The sequence below is a fragment of the Streptomyces sp. NPDC038280 genome, assembly GCF_055600045.1.
The window spans coordinates 34,651-53,852 of sequence record NZ_JBVJYZ010000026.1; the positions used below are offsets into that span (position 1 = coordinate 34,651).

28 protein-coding genes are annotated in these 19,202 nt (G+C 69.5%); 16 read left to right on the forward strand and 12 right to left on the reverse strand.

Translation table 11 applies throughout. The features are described 5' to 3' along the window. Positions 1-202: 202 nt before the first annotated feature. A complete protein-coding gene (locus tag ACZ7J0_RS32425; protein WP_470893422.1) occupies positions 203-619 on the reverse strand; it encodes a hypothetical protein in 417 nt (138 codons plus the stop codon). A 147-nt stretch (positions 620-766) separates the two neighbouring features. On the opposite strand from ACZ7J0_RS32425, the gene ACZ7J0_RS32430 reads away from it, so the two are divergent. Beyond that, positions 767-1,474, forward strand: coding sequence for a hypothetical protein (locus tag ACZ7J0_RS32430; protein ID WP_470893424.1), 708 nt, complete (start codon positions 767-769; stop codon positions 1,472-1,474). 307 nt (positions 1,475-1,781) lie between these two features. Here ACZ7J0_RS32430 and ACZ7J0_RS32435 read toward each other — a convergent pair whose 3' ends face one another. From ACZ7J0_RS32435 to ACZ7J0_RS32475, 9 genes are all read right to left on the reverse strand, one after another. Continuing rightward, complete coding sequence (locus tag ACZ7J0_RS32435; protein ID WP_470893426.1) at positions 1,782-2,030, reverse strand: hypothetical protein; 249 nt, start codon at positions 2,028-2,030, stop codon at positions 1,782-1,784. After that, complete coding sequence (locus tag ACZ7J0_RS32440; protein ID WP_470893428.1) at positions 2,027-2,329, reverse strand: hypothetical protein; 303 nt, start codon at positions 2,327-2,329, stop codon at positions 2,027-2,029. The genes ACZ7J0_RS32435 and ACZ7J0_RS32440 overlap by 4 nt, the downstream gene beginning before the upstream one ends. A 60-nt stretch (positions 2,330-2,389) precedes the next feature. Beyond that, on the reverse strand, positions 2,390-2,743 hold the full coding sequence (locus ACZ7J0_RS32445) for a hypothetical protein (RefSeq protein WP_470893430.1): 354 nt from the start codon (positions 2,741-2,743) through the stop codon (positions 2,390-2,392). Continuing rightward, entirely contained in the window at positions 2,740-3,351 is a 612-nt protein-coding gene (locus tag ACZ7J0_RS32450) for a bifunctional DNA primase/polymerase (RefSeq protein ID WP_470893432.1), read from the reverse strand. The genes ACZ7J0_RS32445 and ACZ7J0_RS32450 overlap by 4 nt, the downstream gene beginning before the upstream one ends. Beyond that, positions 3,339-3,818 carry a hypothetical protein gene (locus ACZ7J0_RS32455; RefSeq protein WP_470893434.1) on the reverse strand — a complete coding sequence of 160 codons (480 nt, stop codon included), beginning with the start codon at positions 3,816-3,818 and terminating at the stop codon, positions 3,339-3,341. Before ACZ7J0_RS32455 ends, ACZ7J0_RS32450 begins: the two co-directional genes overlap by 13 nt. 272 nt (positions 3,819-4,090) lie before the next feature. Then, on the reverse strand, positions 4,091-4,672 hold the full coding sequence (locus ACZ7J0_RS32460) for a GIY-YIG nuclease family protein (RefSeq protein WP_470893436.1): 582 nt from the start codon (positions 4,670-4,672) through the stop codon (positions 4,091-4,093). 75 nt (positions 4,673-4,747) lie between these two features. Next, positions 4,748-5,866: a helix-turn-helix domain-containing protein gene (locus ACZ7J0_RS32465; protein WP_470893438.1), complete on the reverse strand. Its 1,119-nt coding sequence runs from the start codon at positions 5,864-5,866 to the stop codon at positions 4,748-4,750. 223 nt (positions 5,867-6,089) lie between these two features. Then, positions 6,090-6,386 carry a hypothetical protein gene (locus tag ACZ7J0_RS32470; protein ID WP_470893439.1) on the reverse strand — a complete coding sequence of 99 codons (297 nt, stop codon included), beginning with the start codon at positions 6,384-6,386 and terminating at the stop codon, positions 6,090-6,092. Between the two features lie 208 nt (positions 6,387-6,594). Continuing rightward, positions 6,595-7,338 (reverse strand): GntR family transcriptional regulator, encoded by a 744-nt coding sequence (locus tag ACZ7J0_RS32475; RefSeq protein ID WP_470893441.1) that lies wholly within the window; start codon positions 7,336-7,338, stop codon positions 6,595-6,597. 252 nt (positions 7,339-7,590) lie between these two features. Here ACZ7J0_RS32475 and ACZ7J0_RS32480 point away from each other — a divergent pair, with 252 nt between their 5' ends. From ACZ7J0_RS32480 to ACZ7J0_RS32550, 15 genes are all read left to right on the forward strand, one after another. Continuing rightward, a complete protein-coding gene (locus ACZ7J0_RS32480) occupies positions 7,591-7,866 on the forward strand; it encodes a hypothetical protein (RefSeq protein WP_470893443.1) in 276 nt (91 codons plus the stop codon). After that, positions 7,866-8,360: a hypothetical protein gene (locus ACZ7J0_RS32485; protein ID WP_470893445.1), complete on the forward strand. Its 495-nt coding sequence runs from the start codon at positions 7,866-7,868 to the stop codon at positions 8,358-8,360. Before ACZ7J0_RS32480 ends, ACZ7J0_RS32485 begins: the two co-directional genes overlap by 1 nt. Further along, a complete protein-coding gene (locus tag ACZ7J0_RS32490; RefSeq protein WP_470893446.1) occupies positions 8,357-8,776 on the forward strand; it encodes a hypothetical protein in 420 nt (139 codons plus the stop codon). The genes ACZ7J0_RS32485 and ACZ7J0_RS32490 overlap by 4 nt, the downstream gene beginning before the upstream one ends. 84 nt (positions 8,777-8,860) lie before the next feature. Further along, on the forward strand, positions 8,861-9,052 hold the full coding sequence (locus ACZ7J0_RS32495) for a hypothetical protein (RefSeq protein WP_470893448.1): 192 nt from the start codon (positions 8,861-8,863) through the stop codon (positions 9,050-9,052). A 102-nt stretch (positions 9,053-9,154) separates the two neighbouring features. Then, the gene (locus tag ACZ7J0_RS32500) at positions 9,155-9,904 is read left to right on the forward strand and encodes a hypothetical protein (protein WP_470893450.1); all 750 of its coding nucleotides are present in this window, start codon (positions 9,155-9,157) and stop codon (positions 9,902-9,904) included. 73 nt (positions 9,905-9,977) lie between these two features. Continuing rightward, on the forward strand, positions 9,978-10,283 hold the full coding sequence (locus ACZ7J0_RS32505) for a hypothetical protein (protein WP_470893452.1): 306 nt from the start codon (positions 9,978-9,980) through the stop codon (positions 10,281-10,283). Continuing rightward, the gene (locus tag ACZ7J0_RS32510) at positions 10,280-10,423 is read left to right on the forward strand and encodes a hypothetical protein (protein ID WP_470893454.1); all 144 of its coding nucleotides are present in this window, start codon (positions 10,280-10,282) and stop codon (positions 10,421-10,423) included. Before ACZ7J0_RS32505 ends, ACZ7J0_RS32510 begins: the two co-directional genes overlap by 4 nt. Before the next feature lie 17 nt (positions 10,424-10,440). After that, entirely contained in the window at positions 10,441-10,605 is a 165-nt protein-coding gene (locus ACZ7J0_RS32515; protein WP_470893456.1) for a hypothetical protein, read from the forward strand. Between the two features lie 53 nt (positions 10,606-10,658). After that, positions 10,659-11,834, forward strand: a complete 1,176-nt coding sequence (locus ACZ7J0_RS32520) for an RNA polymerase sigma factor sigma-70 region 4 domain-containing protein (protein WP_470893458.1) — start codon at positions 10,659-10,661, stop codon at positions 11,832-11,834. After that, entirely contained in the window at positions 11,831-12,334 is a 504-nt protein-coding gene (locus tag ACZ7J0_RS32525) for a DUF6197 family protein (protein WP_470893460.1), read from the forward strand. The genes ACZ7J0_RS32520 and ACZ7J0_RS32525 overlap by 4 nt, the downstream gene beginning before the upstream one ends. Positions 12,335-12,336: 2 nt before the next feature. Next, entirely contained in the window at positions 12,337-12,942 is a 606-nt protein-coding gene (locus ACZ7J0_RS32530; RefSeq protein WP_470893462.1) for a hypothetical protein, read from the forward strand. A 121-nt stretch (positions 12,943-13,063) separates the two neighbouring features. After that, positions 13,064-14,869, forward strand: a complete 1,806-nt coding sequence (locus ACZ7J0_RS32535) for a DNA polymerase III subunit gamma/tau domain-containing protein (protein WP_470893464.1) — start codon at positions 13,064-13,066, stop codon at positions 14,867-14,869. Positions 14,870-14,874: 5 nt separating this feature from the next. After that, positions 14,875-15,255, forward strand: coding sequence for a hypothetical protein (locus ACZ7J0_RS32540; protein ID WP_470893466.1), 381 nt, complete (start codon positions 14,875-14,877; stop codon positions 15,253-15,255). A 79-nt stretch (positions 15,256-15,334) separates the two neighbouring features. Then, complete coding sequence (locus ACZ7J0_RS32545) at positions 15,335-17,899, forward strand: DNA translocase FtsK (protein WP_470893468.1); 2,565 nt, start codon at positions 15,335-15,337, stop codon at positions 17,897-17,899. Between the two features lie 2 nt (positions 17,900-17,901). Next, positions 17,902-18,078: a hypothetical protein gene (locus ACZ7J0_RS32550; RefSeq protein ID WP_470893470.1), complete on the forward strand. Its 177-nt coding sequence runs from the start codon at positions 17,902-17,904 to the stop codon at positions 18,076-18,078. A 200-nt stretch (positions 18,079-18,278) separates the two neighbouring features. On the opposite strand, the gene ACZ7J0_RS32555 is transcribed toward ACZ7J0_RS32550, so the two are convergent. Both ACZ7J0_RS32555 and ACZ7J0_RS32560 read right to left on the reverse strand, forming a co-directional pair. Further along, complete coding sequence (locus tag ACZ7J0_RS32555) at positions 18,279-18,623, reverse strand: DUF6300 family protein (protein WP_470893472.1); 345 nt, start codon at positions 18,621-18,623, stop codon at positions 18,279-18,281. Between the two features lie 120 nt (positions 18,624-18,743). Further along, positions 18,744-19,163, reverse strand: a complete 420-nt coding sequence (locus ACZ7J0_RS32560; protein WP_470893474.1) for a hypothetical protein — start codon at positions 19,161-19,163, stop codon at positions 18,744-18,746. Between the last annotated feature and the right edge of the window lie 39 nt (positions 19,164-19,202).

Below are 19,202 nucleotides of genomic sequence, written 5' to 3' on the forward strand. Positions count from 1 at the left end.
TCCCGATCCTACCGTTAACGTATGGCGAGAAGCAATATGTTAACGGTGTTGGAGGGGCCCACCCCTACCCACAGCTCGGCCCCGACACCCAGTCAGGGCATCGGGGCCGGCCAGCAGTTCCCCATGGAGCGGGGGTCGCTTGGTGTCCACGTTGGACCTCACCATCGTCACACCCGTGCAGCGCGAGCATCCCCCTGCCGATCTACACGATGGCGTCCTCGCCCTCGTACGCGGTGTCGTCGAGGTAGCCGCCCATGTCGGCCATGGGGCTCGCGGCCGTACGCAAGGCGTGGTGGGCGGCCGTGATGGCCTCCTCCGCGTTCAGCAGGGCCCGCAGCGCGGTGGAGACGCCCTCGGCGGGGTCGCTGCCGTCGGCCATGCGGATCTGCTGCTCCTCCTCGAGCTGCTGGAGACCGCGGCGGATCTGCTGCAGGGACTGCGGGAGCCGCTCGGCGAGGGTGGCGAGGCCGTGGACGGTGTCGCTCAGCTTGCCCGGGGCTGCGCCGCGGAACCCGTCGTCGCCGTAGAACGCGTCCGGAGTCTTGGATCGGTGGTTCAGCGCCCGCACTTCTTCGGCTGCGGCATAGGCGATGGTCTGCGGGTCACGGTTCAGGTCCATCAGGGTCTCCTGCGGGGGTGGCGGCCAGTTCGGCCAGTCTGGCAACGGGCACTGACCGCCCGGGCTGAAAGGCTGCCGATTCAGTCCAAAGCTCTGGGCTCCCTCAACTCTGGGGTGCATGGGGGATGGTCAGCCCACGATTGAGGGATGACGACTTCCTACCTTGTTCCGCTGGCTACCGTTGTCAGCGGCCTTGTGGCTGCCACCGTGGCGCTGGTCGCCACCCGGTTGGCTGCTCGTACGGCGCGGCACACCGCGCACAGTCAGCCCCGTATCGAGGCCGTCTCCGCGTTCCTGGACGCCATCGACGGGATGCTCGTCGCCCGGCCGACGGTCGCCGGCATGAAGGAGGTGACATCCGCGCTGCTGCGCATCGAGCTGTTCTTCTACGGCCGCCCGGTGGGCACTGCGATGGCGATGCACGCCACGGCTCAGCGGGCGCTGGCGAACACGCCGGTCCCAGACCCGGGCGAGAGGACGCTGACCATGCTCAGCACAGGGGCGGAGATGGAAGACGATCCCAGAGAGGCGACGCGGTACGACGACCAGCTCAAGGACATCCGGAAGTTCCGGCGTTTCGCTGACGAGGCGCACGCCCAGGGCCGGGCTGAACCGGATGGAACGCACATCATTGCCGACCTGGTCGGCTGGCTCGACATGGAGGAAGAAGAGGCGGTGGCAGCGCTGGGAAGCGGGCAGGAGCGGGCAGACCGCCAAGCACGACAGGAACGGCTCGCGACGCTGCAGGCCGAGCTGACCGATGCCCGCAAGCAGCTGGTGAAGGAGGTCGCGGTCTGGCTGGACTCGCCACCGCGCCGCCCTCGGAAGAGGAAAGACCAGGCCGCGGTTGCCTGAACCTCGACAGTGCTGTGCCCCCGTCCAGAGCGGGTACGGGGGCACGGCCGACGGGTTTAACGAGGTCACTGCGTTCTTGGTGGCTATCCCTTCACGGCCAAGGCCGCCAGCAGGAGACCTGCCACCAGAATGCCGAACCAGAGGGGCATGCCGGTCTTGGTGAACCTGCCCCGATTGTCCCGCGGTTGCGGGCGTCGCCGTTTGGCCAAGGTGTCCCCCTCAGTGATGGTGTGTCCCATTCCTGAAGGTGACGGTGCGCGGGGTGGTCGACAAGAGCGCGAACCGGCCTACCCGAGGCACTCAGGTGCTAGGTGCCGGCGTACGCGATCGCGAGGACCGTGAGAGTGCTGGTGGCGTGGCCGCAGAGGATGACCGCGGTGACGTGCCCGCGGGCGACGGTACGGATGATGCCGTCGTCCTGCCCGTACGGCTCCGAGTGCGCGAGGGGGTCCTCCTGGGCGTCGACAAGGCAGACGGCGAGGTCGCGGCGCGCACGGTCGGGGAGCTGCTTGTAGATGTCGAAGACGTCGACAGGGAAGTGCAGGCGGTAGGTCACGCCGCTCCCCGGCCGTGCTCACCGCGGGGGCCGGCGTCCCGCAGGACGTCGGCGGTGCGGTCTTCGAGGCCCTGGCCGTCCTGCTGCGCGGCGCCGGGCGCGCGCGCGGCGGTCCGGGCGGCTTCGATCCGGTCGGCCGCGTCCTGGAGCGTCTCGGCGGCCTGCGCCCACCGGTCCAGGACCGCGGGCAGTTCGTCGATGGGGGTGAGGTTCACGTCCGCGAGGAGCTGCTGCCTCGAGGCGGAGTGGGGCAGGGCGTGGTGGAGCCGGTCCACCGTCCATGTCTCACGTGCTGTCACAACTGCCTCCCCGGGGCGAGCTTGTCTTGCGGGCCAGGGTACGCGGTTCGGGAATGCAGGTCAGTCCTTGTACGCGATGGGCCCCAGACCGTTGTGCGCCCGGTTCAACGCCCCGTACAGCTTCTCCGCGGCGAGCCGTCCCTCCTCCAGGCCCAAGTAGGTGTCACGGAGATCGTGCTCCAACTGGTCCTTGTCGCTGCGGAGGCGCCCGGCCTCATCCAGGTCGGCGATCAACCGGGACGCCTGTTCCAGGGCCTGCGGCAGCATCATCGCCATCCGCGACAGACCTGCGACGAGGCTGTAGGCGTCGCCGGGGTACTGCCAGTCGTCCCGCGGGCTCATCGTCAGGTGATTGATCGCGCGGACCGCCTCAGCAGCGTCATCGGCGCGCTGGGCAGGCGTCTTGTCCGTCATGAGGCGGTCCTCCGTAGCGAGCTGGGATCACCGAGTCTCTCAGCAGCCAATGGCACACGTGGCGAATCCGGCGAACGGCGGCCGCCGATCAACTCCGCGACCCACACCGGGAGCAACACCACGGGTGCGTCGACGGCGACCTCGTACCGGCGGCCGTTGACGACCGACCCGGGCCCGACGACGTACCCACCGAGCCGTCGGCCCGGCGCGCGGACGTCGATTCCGGGGCCGAGGAGGGTGCGGCCTCCGGACGAGCTGGGAACCGTCCAGCCAGCCCGGGCCCGGTAGTAGACGTGCCGGCCGCCGGACGGCGTGGCAACGGTCAACGTCTCGGGCCACGGTTCACGCTGGCGCGCGAGGTGCCAGGAGAACGTGTCGATGCCGTTGTCGGCGTGCTTGACGTCGAGGTCGAGGACTACCAGCCGGGACCGGCGGCACGCGACGCCGACGTTCGTTCCGGCCGGCCACAAGCCGAGGACCGAAGGGTCGGCGGACGCAGTGCTCTGCCAGCCGTCGGCAGCTGGCCGCCGCCCGCCGGGCTGCAGCGGGAATAGCGCGAGCCCGTACGTGAAGGCTTTCGCCGCGATGTCGGGGGTCAGCACGGGCACTCGCAGCGGTAGATGCAGGCGGGGTCATTCCCGGTGTGCCCGCACTCGCGGCACTCGCCGGCGTCATCGCACTGGCAGTCCTGGTCGTACTCGGTGCTGTCGCCGCACTCCGGGCACGACCACCAGGACTCGTCGGCGTCCTCGAAGTCGTTGCCGCCGCCCTGGTTGTGCCTCCAGCCGGAGCAGCCGGTGGAGCAGCCACAGCCATCCGAGCACTCCGGGCAGATCATGCCCTTGGTCCACCCGCACCGGGTACAGAGCGTGTGCTGCTCGGCCGGGATCTGCGCGTACCAGGCGATGACGGCCTTGAACGAGGTGCATCCGTGGTCCGTCACCCCGGCCAGCAGGTCGGCGCGGCGTGCTTCGTTGGGCTCGGCCAGGAGCTTCACGGCGTCCTGGTAGCCGATGCCGTACGCCTCGCGCAGGGCGCGGGCGTCGAGCTTGAGGGCGTGGGTGGGGTTCGACACGGCGATCTCTCCTTCACGATGGCGCTCCCATGACAGCGCCGCGAAGGGGTGACGGCGTGGAGGTACTGCAGTGCTGAGGAAAAGGGGGTGGGGCGGCTTCGACGCGAAGCATCTTCGGCGGCTTCGTACGGTCATGGGCCGTACGGGCGCGGTGCCCAAGCCAGGCGGTGACCACCATAGCGGACACCGCCGACAGTCGGGGCCGGAAACACCTCGCCCCGTCCAGAGCGCGGATCGGGGGCGAGGCGAACGCACAGGCCTGAGGCCGCGCGCTACCAGTCTTCGCCTGAGCAGGGCAGGTAGCTGTCCCCCGGCACGGTAAACAGCGACTCCCCGCCGGGAGACAAGGCACGTCGGCGGATCAGTAGGTTCCTGTCCTCTGCCTGCGCCGCGTAGTACTCAACGAAGTCGAGATCTCTCCCCAGCGCCTCGGCCGCTTCTCGAAGGGTGAAGTGCTCTCGAGTGCTGAAGAGTTCGTCCAACTGGCGGCAGAGCCACCAGTGCCCGTCATCCAAGGCCGTAGCGGCTGCTCCGTTGCGGCGGCCCCATACCAGGCTGGTCTCGCGGCGCGGGCGGGGAAGAAGTCCGAGGCGAGCAGCCCGAACTGCTCGTTGAACTGCTGCTACGGGGTCCCGCTGTCCCAGATCGAACCACTCGCCGCGCACTCGATGGGCAGAGAACGTGGCGTGGAGGTGGCCCTCGAGTTCCCTGTCGCCCTCGTGGCTCCACAGGAGCACCAGGGGGTTCGGGTTGCCGGTCTGGAGAGCGGTGAGCCGGAGGCTCAGGTCATTCGTGGTGCCGATCTTGACGATGGACGATCCCTGTTCGCCGATCACGTAGACGAAGGCGGTCATCGTTCTCCCTGATCAAGTTGGGCGGTAGGTGGATGATGGCGCACCGCACTGACAGGCCGTACGCCACCGGGAAGGTCAGAGCGCGGCACCCTCAGACTCCATGCACGAGCGGCAGAGGCGGGACTCGCCCAGCGTTGGGCGCCCACACAGGCCGCCTTGGCCCTCGCACTCCCCGGCACGGGCGCCCAGGAGCACCTTCTTCTGCGACCAGGCGGCTGGCGTTGGCGTCTCGTCCTCATGCCGTGCCTGCGGCACCACGCCCGGCCGAGGCACCGGCCCCGAGATCGCCGCACGCAGCCGGCCAGACACCACCCCGCCGACGGTCGTCAGGATCGGCGAAGGGAGAGCCCGGCCAGCGATGACGTGCCACAAGTGCTCTGCTGTCCATCCCGCGCCCAACATCCCGGCCACCGTCAGCCCCTGGTCCCGGAGCGTCTTTCCCGTCAGGAGGAACTCCGGCTTCTCTGCACCGATCGCCAGCAACAGATCCACGCCCTCGTTGCTGCCGATCCTTTCCTCGGGCGGCGCCGCTCCGTCCGTCCCTCCGTCCTCACCGGCGTGCGGCCGCTGCTCCGGGACGGAAGGACGGTGAGGGTCCTGGGGAGGGTAAGCAGGGGAGGGTTGGGGGTCTTGTAGTCCCCCGGTCTGGGACTTGTAGTCCCCACCCCCGGGACTTGTAGTCCCCCCCTCCTGTCCGTTTTGACCCGGGGACTCGTAGTCCCCACCCCCTTCGTCGACTCCCGCCACCGGCACGTCCTTCGCGGGCTTCCTCGGGCGCTTCACGCCCTTGTCCGCACGGCTCTTCCTCGGCGGCGCCGGCGCCAGATCAGGCCGACTCGCGCGCGTCAACGGCGGCTTACAGCGCCCCTTCCGCTCCGCATTCACCTGCTCGACATCCGGGAACCACGAGTACGGGATGAGCAGGTCATACACCGTGGGGCGGAAGTGCGCTGGGATGTAGGCCGCGGCAGCCTGGTTCCCCTCCGCGATCAGGCCACGCTCCTTCAGCGTCTTCAGCCGCCGCTGAACGGTCTTCGGGTCGATTACGGCAATTTCGGCAATCGTCTTCTTCGACTGGAACGCATCCGTCCCGTCGCTCCAGGCGCTCTCCGCCATGGCAATCAGGATGGCGCGCTCTTCCGCGTCCGCGACCGGGGCGCTCTTCATCGCCCACAGGATCGGCAGCAGGCTCACAGAATCACCCCCAGCAGGAGGGCGATCACGGTGAGTGGGCTTGCGAGGGAAGCGCTAGGTACCGGTACTCTCGACACCGAGATACCAACTTTCACGAGGTGGGATCTTGATCAGCGGGGTGCAAGCCGCTGTTGTGCTTGAGGGGCCGGCCGAGCTGCGAACTCGCCGGCCTTTCGCGCACCTGGGCTACCGCGAACCGCGGCTATGCCGGTTCGTATCCGGGTCACGAGGCGCTCCGTGTCGACCGCGGTGCCTTATCCGGGCCCCGGCCGACGATGGGGTGTGACTGGAAGAACTCCAGGAACGGCTTCGTCTCCATGACGTCGGCCCGAGCGATCTCCCAGTACGGGTACGGGCGGTCGACGCCGAAGGGCCAGTCGGGGTGGCGGTATGCGATGCGTCGGACGCCCTCGCGGGTCATGTGCAGGCATAGGCCCAGGCGCATGAGCAGCTCGGCTCCGGTGGCGAAGGTGACGACCGGTGGAGTCTCGGTGACGGTGCGGGGGTCTTTCTCCTTCATCGGAGCCCCCGGTCTGCGCTTTTTACGCCCCGATTGGATGCGAGAGTCACGCCAACAAGTAGTCTCAAGGCGACGGCCTTCCTTAGCTGGGGTTGGTGCGTCACGTGCTGCCGACTTCGCAGGTCGGTAGTGCAAGGACGGCCGGGCGGGGTCGGTAGCCCCCTCGGCCGTTCGTGCGTCCAAGCTGGATGCTGGAACGCATCAGAGATCAGGCGTCACCAGCTCCTTCCTGACGGAGGGACGTCGTCCAGCGGAGGATTGTCGAGCCCTCGGCTACCTTGACGGCGACCTCAACAACGCGCCCGTCCTCTAGCGTCACGGTGCGGACGACCTGGGTGACGACGACCTCGCCAGCGGTCAGACCCAGCGTTTCCTTCTCGGCCGCCGTGGCGAGCCGGCTGGTGACCTCCTCGAGCACCTGATCCTGAGCGACGCCCAGGCGTGAAGCAGCGAGCTCCCTCGAGGCCCCGGTGGATACCGGCTCCTGGAGTTCAGGGGTTACCGCGATCACATAGGCGGGGTAGTAGCTGCTGCTCAGGTGTACCGGTACACCTCCCCTGCTCACCACCCGACGCCGAACCTGCACGGGCGTACCTGGAGGGACTTCCAGCCGGGGCGCGACCAGCGCGTCGGCGCCCACAGTGCCCACCTCGAGAATGCGCGACGACTCGCCGCTATCGAGAGCGCTACCTGTGGCCGCGTGCAAGGCCACCCGCGTTCCGATGTTGTTGCTGGCCCGGGCTGCCACGATCGTCCCGACACCTGGCTTGGTGAGGGTCAGTCCCTCCATCTTGAGAGCCCGGTATGCACGGTTCACGGTCGTGTGCGCCACGCCGAACTGGGCGCTGGCTTCCTTGTAACTCGGCATCGTGTCGCCGGGGCGGAGAGTTCCGTCCCGGATCTGCCGACGAAAGTGCTCGGCGATCTCTGCATACCCAGGGGTCTCGGGCATTACTTGCCTCCCTTCTCCGTCGTGCACTGCTCACCTCGTTGTGTGCAGCGATATACGCCGAGGTTAGTCCACCGAAACATCTTGCGCTAGTACTAGCGATCTGGGCCGCGAGTAGTCTACATTGAGGTTGTCGGAAACGCGGGAGCCCCAGAAACGCCGAAAGGCCCAGGTGCGCGAACACCTGGACCTCTCAGGGGCCCCGAAGAGCCCGGCGAACCGTGCCCCACCTGCCACAACAGGAGGTCGATCCGCGTGACAAAGCGTAGCCGCTTCACCGGATACACCGCAGCCACCGACCCCACGACCACCGAGGCCCTTCGCCGGGCCCGTGCCGCCGACCTCACCGTGGTCCGTCCGGCGCGCCGGACGCTCGCCGAGATGGCCCCCGGCTACACCCGCCAGCCGCTGCTCCGCCTCGTTCCCCTGAAGGCGGCCGACGAGCCCTGCATCTTCTGCGAGCAGTGGTTCTGCCCGGGGAACTGCCAGCAGTTCGCCCCCACCCCGGCGGCCGTGAAGGCGGTGGCGTGATGGACAACGAGATCCGCGCTCAGGAGCTCCTCGTGCAGCTTCTGCGGCTGGCCGGCGACACCTCCGACCCGAAGGCCCTGCGCCTGACCGTGCGCACTGCCGAGGGTGACTTCTGCGGTGACGCGCTGCTGACGGTGAAGGCCGCCGAGGCTCTCGCCGCCGGAGCGAAGTCCATGGCCGACTACCGCGACATGGACAACCCGTACGCCGACATCACCGACGAGCACTTCGACGAGCCAGACGGCGAGGCCTTCGACACGGCCTTCCAGGCGATGCTCATCGAGGTCGAGAACCTGACCGTCATCGGCTTCTGGGACCGGGACGTGATCGAGGCCGCGAAGGCCCCCTACGTCCCCGGCGCGTTCGACCGGTTCACGCACCGCGACGACACGGTCTACACGCCCGACCCCGACGACGACCTGCCGCTCCCCAACGGCACCTGGAACGACACCACGGCCACGGCCACCTTCGTGGACGAGGACGGCGAGCTGTGAGCGGCGACTACCCCTGGCTCCACATCCCCGGCCACGCCGCCCCCATTCGCACCGCCGACAGTGCGGTCCCCCCGCTCGACGACGAACTCGACGGCGCCCTCGACGACATGGTCGGCGTCCACCCCGGCATCGACATGATCTGCGACGGCATCCGGCACCTCGCCCTCGACCAGCTCACCGCCGACCAGACCCAGACCGTCCTCACCACCATCGCCGGTGACGCCGACGTCCTCACCGCCCTCGCGCTCCTCATCCAGCGCCTCACCAACCCCGCCTCCAACCCGGCCCTCCGTTCGCTCACCCCCGACGTCCAGAAGCAGGTCCAGCACCGGGGCGAGCTGTACGCCTACGACACCGAAGACCTCGCCCCCCGCCAGCACACCAGCGACGCCGCCGCCCTCATCGACGGCATCTGACCCACCCCGCACAGCAGGCAACACCCCTCGGGGCCCGGCAACCGGGCCGGGCCCCTCCCAGCCACAACCCGAAGGAGCCCGCTCATGAGCACGCCCACCATCGACGGCTTCGAACTCACCATCGGCGACGAGCTCGGCATCGGGTTCACCCCGTACTGCTGCGACAAGGACATGACCCCGCAGCAGCCGTCCGACGACCGGACGACGTTCCGGTGCAGCGACTGCTCGACCGCGCTGACCGTCGACGGCCTCGGCCTGGTCTACGACATCCGCTGACCATCCCCCCGGGGCCGACTGCCGGCCCCGCCAGCAGACCTCTTTGGCCCAAGGCTCCATCCACACCAAGCGCCCAGGCAGTCACCTACGAAGGAGATCACCATGCCGCTCGGCTACAGCTTCCAGATCACCCCGGAGGAGCTGACGGAAATCTTCGCCCGCCTCCAGCCGTACCTCCCGAAGTACCTGAAGAAGGTCGACCCCCAGCCGTACGGGATCCGCTTCGAGTTCGCCCCGTTCACCGGGCGGGAGGAGGAGCCGTCCAAGCCCTCCACCCACGACGACCCGAAGCTCAGCTACATCGGGGAGTCGCAGAACGAGGCCGAACACCTCCTCCGGGAGAAGGCCCGCATCGTCCTTTCGAACCTGTACGAGAAGGCGCGCGACGAGTGGGAGGACGCCGCGTACGTCGCGGACCTCAAGGCTGCGGTCAAGGACGCGCCCGCCCTGTGGAAGACCTACCAGCACGAACTCAAGGCCGCGGAAGCGGCGTACGACTACCTGCGCAGCCCCGAGGCCGCCAAGGAATGGCCCTCTGCGGTCTCCCGCCTGATCGACGCCCAGGACCGCACCACGGCCGCCGCCATCGCCTTCGACAAGCGGGCGGAGGAGATCGCCCAGGTCCACGACAAGCACCTCTACGCCGACCTCTCCCGCGACACCGCGCTGAAGGCCGCCGGCTTCCCCGAGGCCAAGGACTGGCACATCACGGACCTCAGCGACTACGGCAAGAGCCACTACAGCGACTGGGACACCCACCCCCCGCTGGCAGAGCAGACCCGCCGCCTCATCGAGAAGCAGGACGGCCACATCGCCAAGGTCGCCCGCCTCTCCGGCGCATCCGCTTCCTGACCATCCCCGGGGGTCCGGCCGTCTGTCGGCTCGGCGGCCGGACCCCCACTCCACCGCTTCGAAGGAGACCACCGTGGCCCTGCGCATGTCCGACCAGATCACCCTCGTATCCACCGCCTGCGCCGGAGCTCTGCTCACCCAGCAGGTGTGGATGTCCGACACCTCCCTGTTCTCTACCGGCGTCGTCGCCCTGCTCGCCCTCACGAACGTCGTATGGACCGCCGACACCCTGCGCCGCAACAACCGCAAGGACACCATCGCCTGCCCCACCCCCGGCTGCGGCCTCCACGTCACCATGGCCGGCGTCATGCCCGACGAGCGGGCCCGCCTCACCGCGTTCGCCGTCGACCACGCCCGGCACGGAGGTGAGTCCCGGTGACCGCCGCCGAGTTCCGTGCCGCACACGGCGACCCCGCTAACTGGTGCGGCCCCGAGATCGACGAGTACCTCGACTACTGCCTCGCCGACCTCCCCGTCCCCGCCCCCGTCCCGGTTCCGGCGCAGCCGGCCACCGCCTGACTCCAGGAGCCGACTCCGTGCCCAGCAAGCCCGAGGCCCAGGCTGCCGTCGAGCAGATCGTCCAGACCCTCGCCGTCGACGTCGTCAATGCCGCCCAGACCGGCGGCGATCCGAACCTCACCGACCAGTTCGCCGCCGTCATCGACCTCGCGAACCTCGTCGACCAGACCCCCGACCGCTGACCCGCCCGTACCCGCACCGTCCGCCCGCGCACTGAGAGAGGACACCGATCACCGTGAACCCGACCCCGGCCGGCTTCGAGCCGCCCCACACCCCCGCTCGCGGGGAGGAGCAGCCCCGTACCGTCGGGGCCGCCCCCCACACCACACCCGTACGCTCCCTGACCCGCGGCCAGACATGGGTCCTCGCCCTCGCGACCATCCCGATGATCGCGGTCGGAGTGGGAGGCGCCATCGGCACCTACGCCAACGCTGCCTCCGTGCTCCACCGCTCCGAAACCGCACTCGGCGTCGTCGCCGCCGGCGAAGGAGCCACCCTCGTCGCGGCCATCGTCATGATCGGCGTGACCATGCTGGGACAGGCCGCGCCGTTCGTCGTCCGCACCGCCCTCTGGGTACTCCCCGCCACCGCCTCGCTCATGGGCCTGGCGATCGCCCCCACCAAGCGGGAAGCCGTCGTCTACGCCCTCACCCCGCTCGCGATGACCGCCGCCGCCGAGGGCATCAGCTTCCTCGCCCGCAGGATCGTCGCCCACACCAGCGGAGTCGACGTCGAAGCACAGCGCCGCAACGCAGAGATCATGCGTCAGATCGCCTACCACGCAGCTCGAGCCGAGCGGCACCCCAAAGACAAAGTGCGGGCTCAGTCGGCTCTCACCGCGTGGAAGCTCATGAGCCAGATCGGCAACGGTGACGCGCAGCTTGGCTCAGGGCTCATCACCGTGCAGCGGGACCGGCTCACTCAGGGAGCCGACGTGGCGCTCGAGGCGATGCTGACGGGCACTGCTGAGCCTGCCCCGGCTCACCCTGCGATCCGAGCCCTTGAGCCGGGTGAGCCCGAGCCTGAGCCGACCGGCAGCAGCATGCTCCTGACCGCGCGGACTGAGCTGGCCGCTGAGTCGCACGCCGAGACCCTGCGCGACACCCGCCCGATCCTCCCTACCTCTGACCAGCACGTCTCACGTGAGCCGGTCTTGATCTCGTCTGAGCCGTCCCTCACCAAGGCGCCGCAGATGGCCGCTGAGACGGACACCCACGACGCCGCTGAGCCCGAGCCCGGCGCCGACGAGAAGGAGCGTCAGGTCGCGGCTCTGGCTCACCGGCTCAGGTCCGGTGAGCCGCTCACCAAGACCATCGCGGCTCAGATCCTCGGAGTGAGCCCGGCCACCGCCGGCCGACGGCTCAAGGACGCCCGCGACCGGATCACCGAGGGAACGGGGCTGTACCTGTGAGCCAGATCCGCATCGAGCAGCAGCCGCACCGGACGGCGCCCCGAACCCCCGCGCCGCTGCACCCCGCTCCCCAGCCGTACGCCCCGCGGCGGATCCCCGCGGCGCCGGACTACCCCCCGCGCAGCCACCGCCTCCTGCCCCGCCCCGTACGGAACTTCATGGCCGGCCTGGGCTGGTGGCAGAACCCCACCCCCCTCATCCCCTCCGACCACCTCGAGCAGGTCCTCGCCGTCCTCGACCGCTACGGCTGGTGCCGCTCCCTGGACTTCTCACCGACCGGCCGCATGTGCATCCGAGGCGCCCAGACCCTCCTCGAATACACCGGCCACGTCACCCCGGCGTCCCGCGCCCGCGCCGTCGACTACATGCAGCAGACCCTCTCCGAGAACGGAATCCACGAGCCGTTCTTCGCCTGGAACGACCCCCCAGAGCGGACGTTCGCCCAGGTCAACGCCCTCATCACCCGATCCGCCCACGCCGCACGAACGAACGGAGAATAGCCGTGTCCGCGCACGACGACGAATTCGAGAACATCATGGCCCACGAATTCCAGCCCGAATTCCAGCCGGTCATCGACACCAACCCCTACGGCGCCCCCGCCACCGTGAAGCCGGGCCTGACGAAGCGCGGAAGGGCCGCCCTGGGAATCGGTGCGGCAGTCCTTTCCGGCGGTGTTCTGATCGGCTATCAGGTCTACTCCGCGAACGCGGCGGAGACGGAAATGAAGGCCCGGGAAGTAGCGCTGAAGGCGCAGGCCCTCGAGCTGGAGAAGCTCCGCGAGCTGAACCGCACCACCGAGATCAACCGCAAGACCGCAGCGACCCAGGACCAGGTACGGCAGGCGTCCATCGACACCTGCGTCAAGGCCCGCTCCGCGCAGGTCGGCAAGGGCTTCGGCTCCCCCTCCTCCTACCGGGACGTCGTCGACGACTGCCAGGCCCAGTACACGGCCACCACCAACACCGCCGGCATGCAGCAGACGGCCTCCACGCAGACCGCCACCACCAGCAGCGGGGACGTGAACCAGGGCTTCCTGATCGGCGGCGGCGCCCTGGCCCTGTTCCTCGCGGTCGCCGCCCGCAAGGGCACCCGCAACCCCGCCGCCTAGTTACTCACTTCCTACTTCCCGCCCCGAAAACACCTGCTCAAACCCCCGGGAAGCCCGCCGGGCCGGGTCTTTCGGCACGCGGGAAGTGAGTAGGAAGTGACTTCCAATCGTGAGGAGTGTGATGGCGACCGACATGCCGACCGCGGCCGTTCCCGGCCCGGCCGACCCGCCGGACGCGAACGTCCCCGGCACCGCTCCGGGGATGCTCGCGTCCATGCTCGCCCCCGTGGCCCCGGCCCGGCCGGCCTTCGACCTGACCCCCACCGCGCCGACGGCTGGAACCGCCGAGGCCCCGGTCGCGGGCGGCTCCAGCGCGGCCTTCCACGGCAGCGACGAGGCCTCCCGCCAGGACGCCACGGCCACCGGCGGCGGCCGCCAGAAGCAGGGCATCATCCGCGCCTGGCTCCTCGCCGGGGCGGCCCGCTGGGCCAAGGGCGGCGGCGCCCAGAACAAGCGCCTCGATTTACAGAAGGTGCGAGCTCAAGCGCGGCAGGTGAAGGAAAACCGTCAGGTCAAGGTGAATCGCTCCGACGCCCCTGCCGGAAAGCCGCTGTCAGCTGCTTCTGGGGGTGGGAAAGGGCTGTCGAGCAAGGGAAATGCCAGCGCGCCTTTGAAAGGCCCGCAGAACTCCAACGGGAGCGCGCATAAGGGCCCTTCGGGGAGGTCTGGTGGTTCCGGGCCGGGTCCTTCTGGGCGTGGCGGCCGCGGCCCGGGCGCAGGCGGTCCGGCCGCTGGGAAGACCCCCGCAGGCCCGTCCACCACGAGGGAGCCCAAGGACCGGAGCGGGCGGGCGGCTCCGAAGGAGCCGAAGCCCGAGGCCTCGAAGGGCAGCACCGGCGGCGGCCCGGCTGCGGGCTCCGTGACCGGGAAGAGCGGCCCCCAGGGCACGACCGGGAACGCGGGGAAGAACGGCACCAGCGTCCCGGGCAGGGGCGCCGCCGCCCCGGCCGGGGACGGCAAGAGCCCGAAGGGCCCGGCCAAGGACACCACAGGACGCAAGGACCAGAAGCAGCCCGCCGGGACGAGCGGCCCCGCGGCCAAGGGCCCGAAGACCCCGGCCAGCAAGACCACCGCACCGGGCGGTACGGGTACCGCAAAGGACGGCAAGACCCCCGGCACGCCCCCCCACGGCAAGGCCGGCCCGGCGCACAAGAAGAACGACAAGCCGGAACATCCCGCCGACAAGCCCATGCTCAAGCCCGGAGAGAAGCCCGCCGGTGCCCCGGCCGACGGCAAGCCGTTCTCCACCCGGGACTCCCGTGAGGCCGGATACCGCGACGGAACCCGCGCCGCCCGCACCGCCGCCCACGTCAAGGCCTACCGCGACGGTGTGAAGGACGGCTGGGACGACATCACCGAGGCCGCCGGCCAGGAGAAGACCCGCCTGGACCAGGCCCACCAGGAACGGAAAGCAGCCCGAGAGGACCAGCCCGTGACCCCCGCAGCCACCAGCGCCGACTACCACCAGACCGAAGTCCGGCCCATCGAGGTCCACGAGGTCACCGCCACCCATGTCTTCCTCGGCGACGGCGCCGCCCGGGAGTCGATGACCCGCGGCGAGGTCCGCACCCTCAAGGCCTTCGAACGGCGCCTGCAGGCCAAGGCCGACGCCCTGACGAACGTCGCCGACGCCACACGCGGCCTGAGGGCACACGCGGAAGACCAGGCCAACAGGGCCACACAACTCCTCGAGGCCGCCAAGGCCGTCAAGGGCGGCGAGAAGTCCATCGGGGCACTCGCCCGGCTGCAGGAAGCCGCGCAGGCCCAGGCAGGCAAGGCCGAGGAGATCTACAAGCGGGCAGTCCGCGCCGCCGAAGCGTGCCGCACGCTCCTGGCCAACGCCGAGACCAGGTACGGCGGCATCTACCAGGCCGTCGTCGACTCACCCGAGACCAGCGCCGCCGAAGGCGCCTTCTACAAGGGATAGGACCCATGGCCGACCTGACGTACAAGCAGCTCCAGCAGCAGGTGACCGACCTGCAGAAGAGCGTCACCAAGGGTTCCGATGCGATCCGCAGCGCAGCGCGCCGGATCGATGACGACGCCAAGGACACCGCCCGGGTCGCCGAAATGATCGGCGGCATGAACGTGGACAGCGCCACGATCGCCGAGACCAGCGAACTGGGCCGGATCCTGCAGGGCATCTCCCAGGCGGCGACCGCCTACGCGGCCGCCGGCGACACCACCGCCCGGGCAGCGAAGGCCGCCCACGAGCAGGCCCGCGCCAGCCACGGCGGCATCCAGGAGGCGTTCTCCCGCGCACCGGTCGACAAGATCCACGAGGTCAACAGCGCCTGGTACAGGCAGGAATAGCCCCGCCTCCGGGCGGGGCCATGCACCCCGGCCCCGCCCCCCGTTGCCCGTCCCGCCCACCCGCGTTGAGGAGTCATCCATGTTCAGCAACACCACCACCGCGCGCAGTGCCTCCACCGCCGAACGGGCCGTCGCCATCGCCACGACTGCCGCCCCCCTCGCCACCGGAGTCCTCGCCCCGCTCCTCGACGGCGGAGCCGCGTTCACCGCAGCACTCGCCTACGGCGGCGGCGCCAGCCTCCTCACCGCGAACTACATGAACCGCCTGCCACCAGGCCTGATCGACACTCTCCCCGCAGGCGACATCGTCCAGGCACACCGCGTCCCGATGTTCATCTCCACCGTCACCACCGGCATGGCCCTCGGCCTCGGCAGCATCATGGGCCCGGAAGGAGCCGACGCCCTCATGGCCGGCATCCTCACCCTGCCCTCCGTGCCCGGCATCGTCTCTCTCGGCTGGTGGGCCGCCGTCGGCCTGGTGCCGTTCAAGCTCCGCACCGTCCTGCGCCGCGGCCGCACAACCCTCACCGCCCCCATCGCCCCGAGCACGGCCGTAGCGGCGGTCATGCCGCTCACCGGCGCCGAGATGATCCTCCAGCGGTGGGCCGAGCACATCTCCCACCCCCGCAGCGGCACCCACCGGGGACAGGAGCTGACCGTCCGTACCTTCGGACCGTCCCGCTGGACCGGCACCATCACCGCCCCCACCGGCACGACCGCCTCCGTCACCGCCGACACGGTGTCCTCCGTCTATCAGGTGCCGACCTCCTGGATCCACCTCACCCCCGGCGCCCACACCGGCGAACGCCACATCACCGTCAACCTGACCGCCCCGCCCGAGCTCGACCCCTCCACCCTCACTGGCGCATGGAAGAAGTACGTGGCCCGCAAGGGCGGCCTCATGGCCGGCACCTACCTCAAGGACATCCAGGACGACCCCAACACCGGCGGGCAGGTCGCCGTCGTCGTCGCAGGAGAAGAACTCGACCGGCTCCAGCACCCCAACCGCCTCGACCTCGCCGGAGCACTGCGCACCACGCCCCTGCTCATCTCCTACGAGCCCCGGCAGAACCCCCGCGAAGCCGTCATCCGCAAAATGGACCACAACCCCCTCGAGAAGGGATGCCCCTTCCCTGGCGTGCACGTCCTCAAGGCCAACGCCAACGGCTACATCCAGCTCGGCCTCGGCGTCTCCGGATTCCCCGCCCGCATCCAGCTCCACGACCCCGCCCTCGGCGCCCAGCACTGCATCATCGCCGGGGTCACCGGCTCCGGGAAGGGCGGCACCCTCCAGCTCATCGCCCTCGCCCACCACGTCAACGAGTCCGCGATCATCTACGCCGACCCCAAGGGCTCCTCCAACCCGGCCATCGAGAAGATGGCCGCCTACTCCGGCCTCGGCATCGACGGCTCCCTCGGCGCACTTCGCATCTGGTACCACGGCCTCCAGCACCGCATCGCCGAATCCGCACGCCTTGGCATGAAGAACTTCCAGGCCAGCCCTGAACGCCCCTGGGTGCCGCTCTTCTTCGACGAGGCCAGCCAGCACCTCGGCGAAAAGGCCGAGCACCGCGCCGAGGCCAAATTCATCATCAAGGCAGGAGCCAGCCTCGGCCGATCCCTCGGCATGCCCGTCATCCTCGCCAACCAGATCATGCAGCTCGACCAGCTCGGAGGCGAAGCCGCCATCCGCGACAACATCTTCTACGGAGGATCCCTTGTCCTCCTGCGCTCCGACTCCCAGCAGAAGACCCTCGTTGACCTCCCCGAGAACTTCGCCGGCTGCAACCCTGCCGACATCCCCCCGGCCTGGTCCGGAGACCGCGAGATGGTCTACGACCCCAACACCCCGCTCAACGACCCCACGCGCACCTTCGGCCTGGCGTTCGCAGCCAGCCCCGGCGCACACGCGGAAATGATGCGGAACTGGATCCTCGAGGACGCCACCCCCCACATCGACACCGACAACATCGCCATCCCCACCGACTGGCCCTTCTGGGAACAGCGGCACGACCTTGCCGCACGCTCCGTCCTGCCCGACGACGACGCGGACGACGAGGACGGCGGCATGTTCTACCCCGGCGCCACCACGGTCCCCGCGAAGCCCGCCAGCGCCGAAGAGAAGATCCTCCAGGCGCTCGAGGAAGTAGCCGACCCGCTCGGCCTCGAGGCCATCTACAAGCACAAGGACGAAATCGCCTCCCTGGCGCGCCTGGAGCCCGGCCCCACCGTCAACAACGCTCTGTCCCGCCTCGCCAAGACGAACAAGATCCACCGGCAGACCAAGGCCGGCAAGGAGGTTCGCGGCATGTACGGCCTCGGCCCCACCCCGCAGGCAGACGAGCCCAGCACCCAGACCGAGCCCAGCGCTGCGACCGAAGACCGCCACGCCCCCCAGCAGCACACCGAGCACCTGGCCGAAGCCGCCGAGCTGGTCATCTCCACCCAGTTCGGCTCCCCGTCGATGCTCCAGCGCAAGCTCCGTATCGGCTGGGACAAGGTCACCCACCTGATGGACGCCCTCGAGCACCTCGGCGCCGTGGGCCCCGCCGACGACGACAAAGCCCGCGACGTGCTCATCGCCCAGTACCAGCTCGACGACTTCCTCGACCAGCACGGCCTGCGCCGCGACACCGGGGAGTAGCCGTGCCACGCACCATCCGGGTCGTCGACAGACCGTACGGCCCACACGCAGTGACCGCCCGTCTCCCCGACGGGCGGCTCCTCATCGCACGCATCGACCCCCAGACCCCGGAGCGCCACAGCCCTCTCAAGCGGGCCCTGCGCGCGGCCGACATCACCCTGACCACCAGGGGCCAGTAGCCATCGGCACCGCGCCAGGGGAAGCAGCCCGGACAAACCCAAGCTCGTACGCCACGCTCTACCTGCACGGCCCAGTCAGAAGCCCCGGTGTCCCCGCGCCCACTTCCGACCGGGCCGTGCCCCCGAACCCAGCACACCGCCCCCGTCGCGGAGCCCCACGGCCCCGCCAGCTGCCCAGCCCGGCGGGGCCCACGCATTCCTCAGCCACGGCCCATCGGAGACGGCCCCGCGTGCGGCGGAAGCCCCTCCGGACCCGCATCCAAGACAAGGTGCCAGCCGTGCACGGCCATCACCTCCTTCTGCCACTCAAGGAAGAGCAGCGCGGCCTCCCCAACCCTCGACGTGTCATGGCCATAGCCCGCCTCGAACCACCGCAGCAGAGCACCAGCCGCCGGCTTCTCCGCATCACACGCCGGGCACAGCTCCAGCACAATCGGCCGCCCGAACGCATCGCGCTGCGGCATCGAGCCTCTGCTCGCGAGCGCCCCACCACAACGCGAACACGGCGAAATACTGTCCGATGTCTCGAACGAAATACCGTTCACTTGGTGCCTCCCTACACCGAGGAGGATCATCAAATGTCCGCCTGACCAGGACAGTCAACCCACTGACGGCAAGCAGTTCTCTCCGCAGAGCCTTCAGGCAGAACCCGTCCGCGCCATGTCCTACTGACCGGGGTGTTCCCGGAACCAGGCCACCATCTTCTGCAGCGGCTGCGAGACCGCGAACGAGTTGCCCTTCGCCCCCAGGTTGTCCCGCCCATAGTGGTCGGCCCGTTCCTCCGCCAGGTTCACCCACCCAATCGGCTCCGCATACAGCGCCTTGTCCTTCGCCTGCATCGCCGTACGCACGTCCACCGCGGCCGCGAGCTCCGCCGTCACCAGGTCCTGGCACTCCGGCGCCGTCTTACACCCGGGGGCAATTGCCGCGGTGTACGCGTCCAGCGCCTCATCCACCCCCAGTGCCGACACCGAAGGCGAAGGCGAAGGCGAAGGCGACGCACCGCTCTTCCCGTCACCGTCCGAACAGCCGGCCGCCAGTACCAGCAGCACCGCCACAGCCCCCACGATCCCCATGCGTTTCATGACGGGCAGGATCGCACCCACCTCTGGCCGGGGGAACCG

Bases quoted from the DNA above. Each gene is read 5' to 3' on its own strand.
- ACZ7J0_RS32425 (WP_470893422.1), bottom strand. From the start codon at position 619: ATGGACCTGAACCGTGACCCGCAGACCATCGCCTATGCCGCAGCCGAA.
- ACZ7J0_RS32430 (WP_470893424.1), top strand. From the start codon at position 767: ATGACGACTTCCTACCTTGTTCCGCTGGCTACCGTTGTCAGCGGCCTT.
- ACZ7J0_RS32445 (WP_470893430.1), bottom strand. From the start codon at position 2,743: ATGACGGACAAGACGCCTGCCCAGCGCGCCGATGACGCTGCTGAGGCG.
- ACZ7J0_RS32460 (WP_470893436.1), bottom strand. From the start codon at position 4,672: ATGACCGCCTTCGTCTACGTGATCGGCGAACAGGGATCGTCCATCGTC.
- ACZ7J0_RS32470 (WP_470893439.1), bottom strand. From the start codon at position 6,386: ATGAAGGAGAAAGACCCCCGCACCGTCACCGAGACTCCACCGGTCGTC.
- ACZ7J0_RS32475 (WP_470893441.1), bottom strand. From the start codon at position 7,338: ATGCCCGAGACCCCTGGGTATGCAGAGATCGCCGAGCACTTTCGTCGG.
- ACZ7J0_RS32485 (WP_470893445.1), top strand. From the start codon at position 7,866: ATGGACAACGAGATCCGCGCTCAGGAGCTCCTCGTGCAGCTTCTGCGG.
- ACZ7J0_RS32495 (WP_470893448.1), top strand. From the start codon at position 8,861: ATGAGCACGCCCACCATCGACGGCTTCGAACTCACCATCGGCGACGAG.
- ACZ7J0_RS32500 (WP_470893450.1), top strand. From the start codon at position 9,155: ATGCCGCTCGGCTACAGCTTCCAGATCACCCCGGAGGAGCTGACGGAA.
- ACZ7J0_RS32535 (WP_470893464.1), top strand. From the start codon at position 13,064: ATGGCGACCGACATGCCGACCGCGGCCGTTCCCGGCCCGGCCGACCCG.
- ACZ7J0_RS32540 (WP_470893466.1), top strand. From the start codon at position 14,875: ATGGCCGACCTGACGTACAAGCAGCTCCAGCAGCAGGTGACCGACCTG.
- ACZ7J0_RS32545 (WP_470893468.1), top strand. From the start codon at position 15,335: ATGTTCAGCAACACCACCACCGCGCGCAGTGCCTCCACCGCCGAACGG.
- ACZ7J0_RS32560 (WP_470893474.1), bottom strand. From the start codon at position 19,163: ATGAAACGCATGGGGATCGTGGGGGCTGTGGCGGTGCTGCTGGTACTG.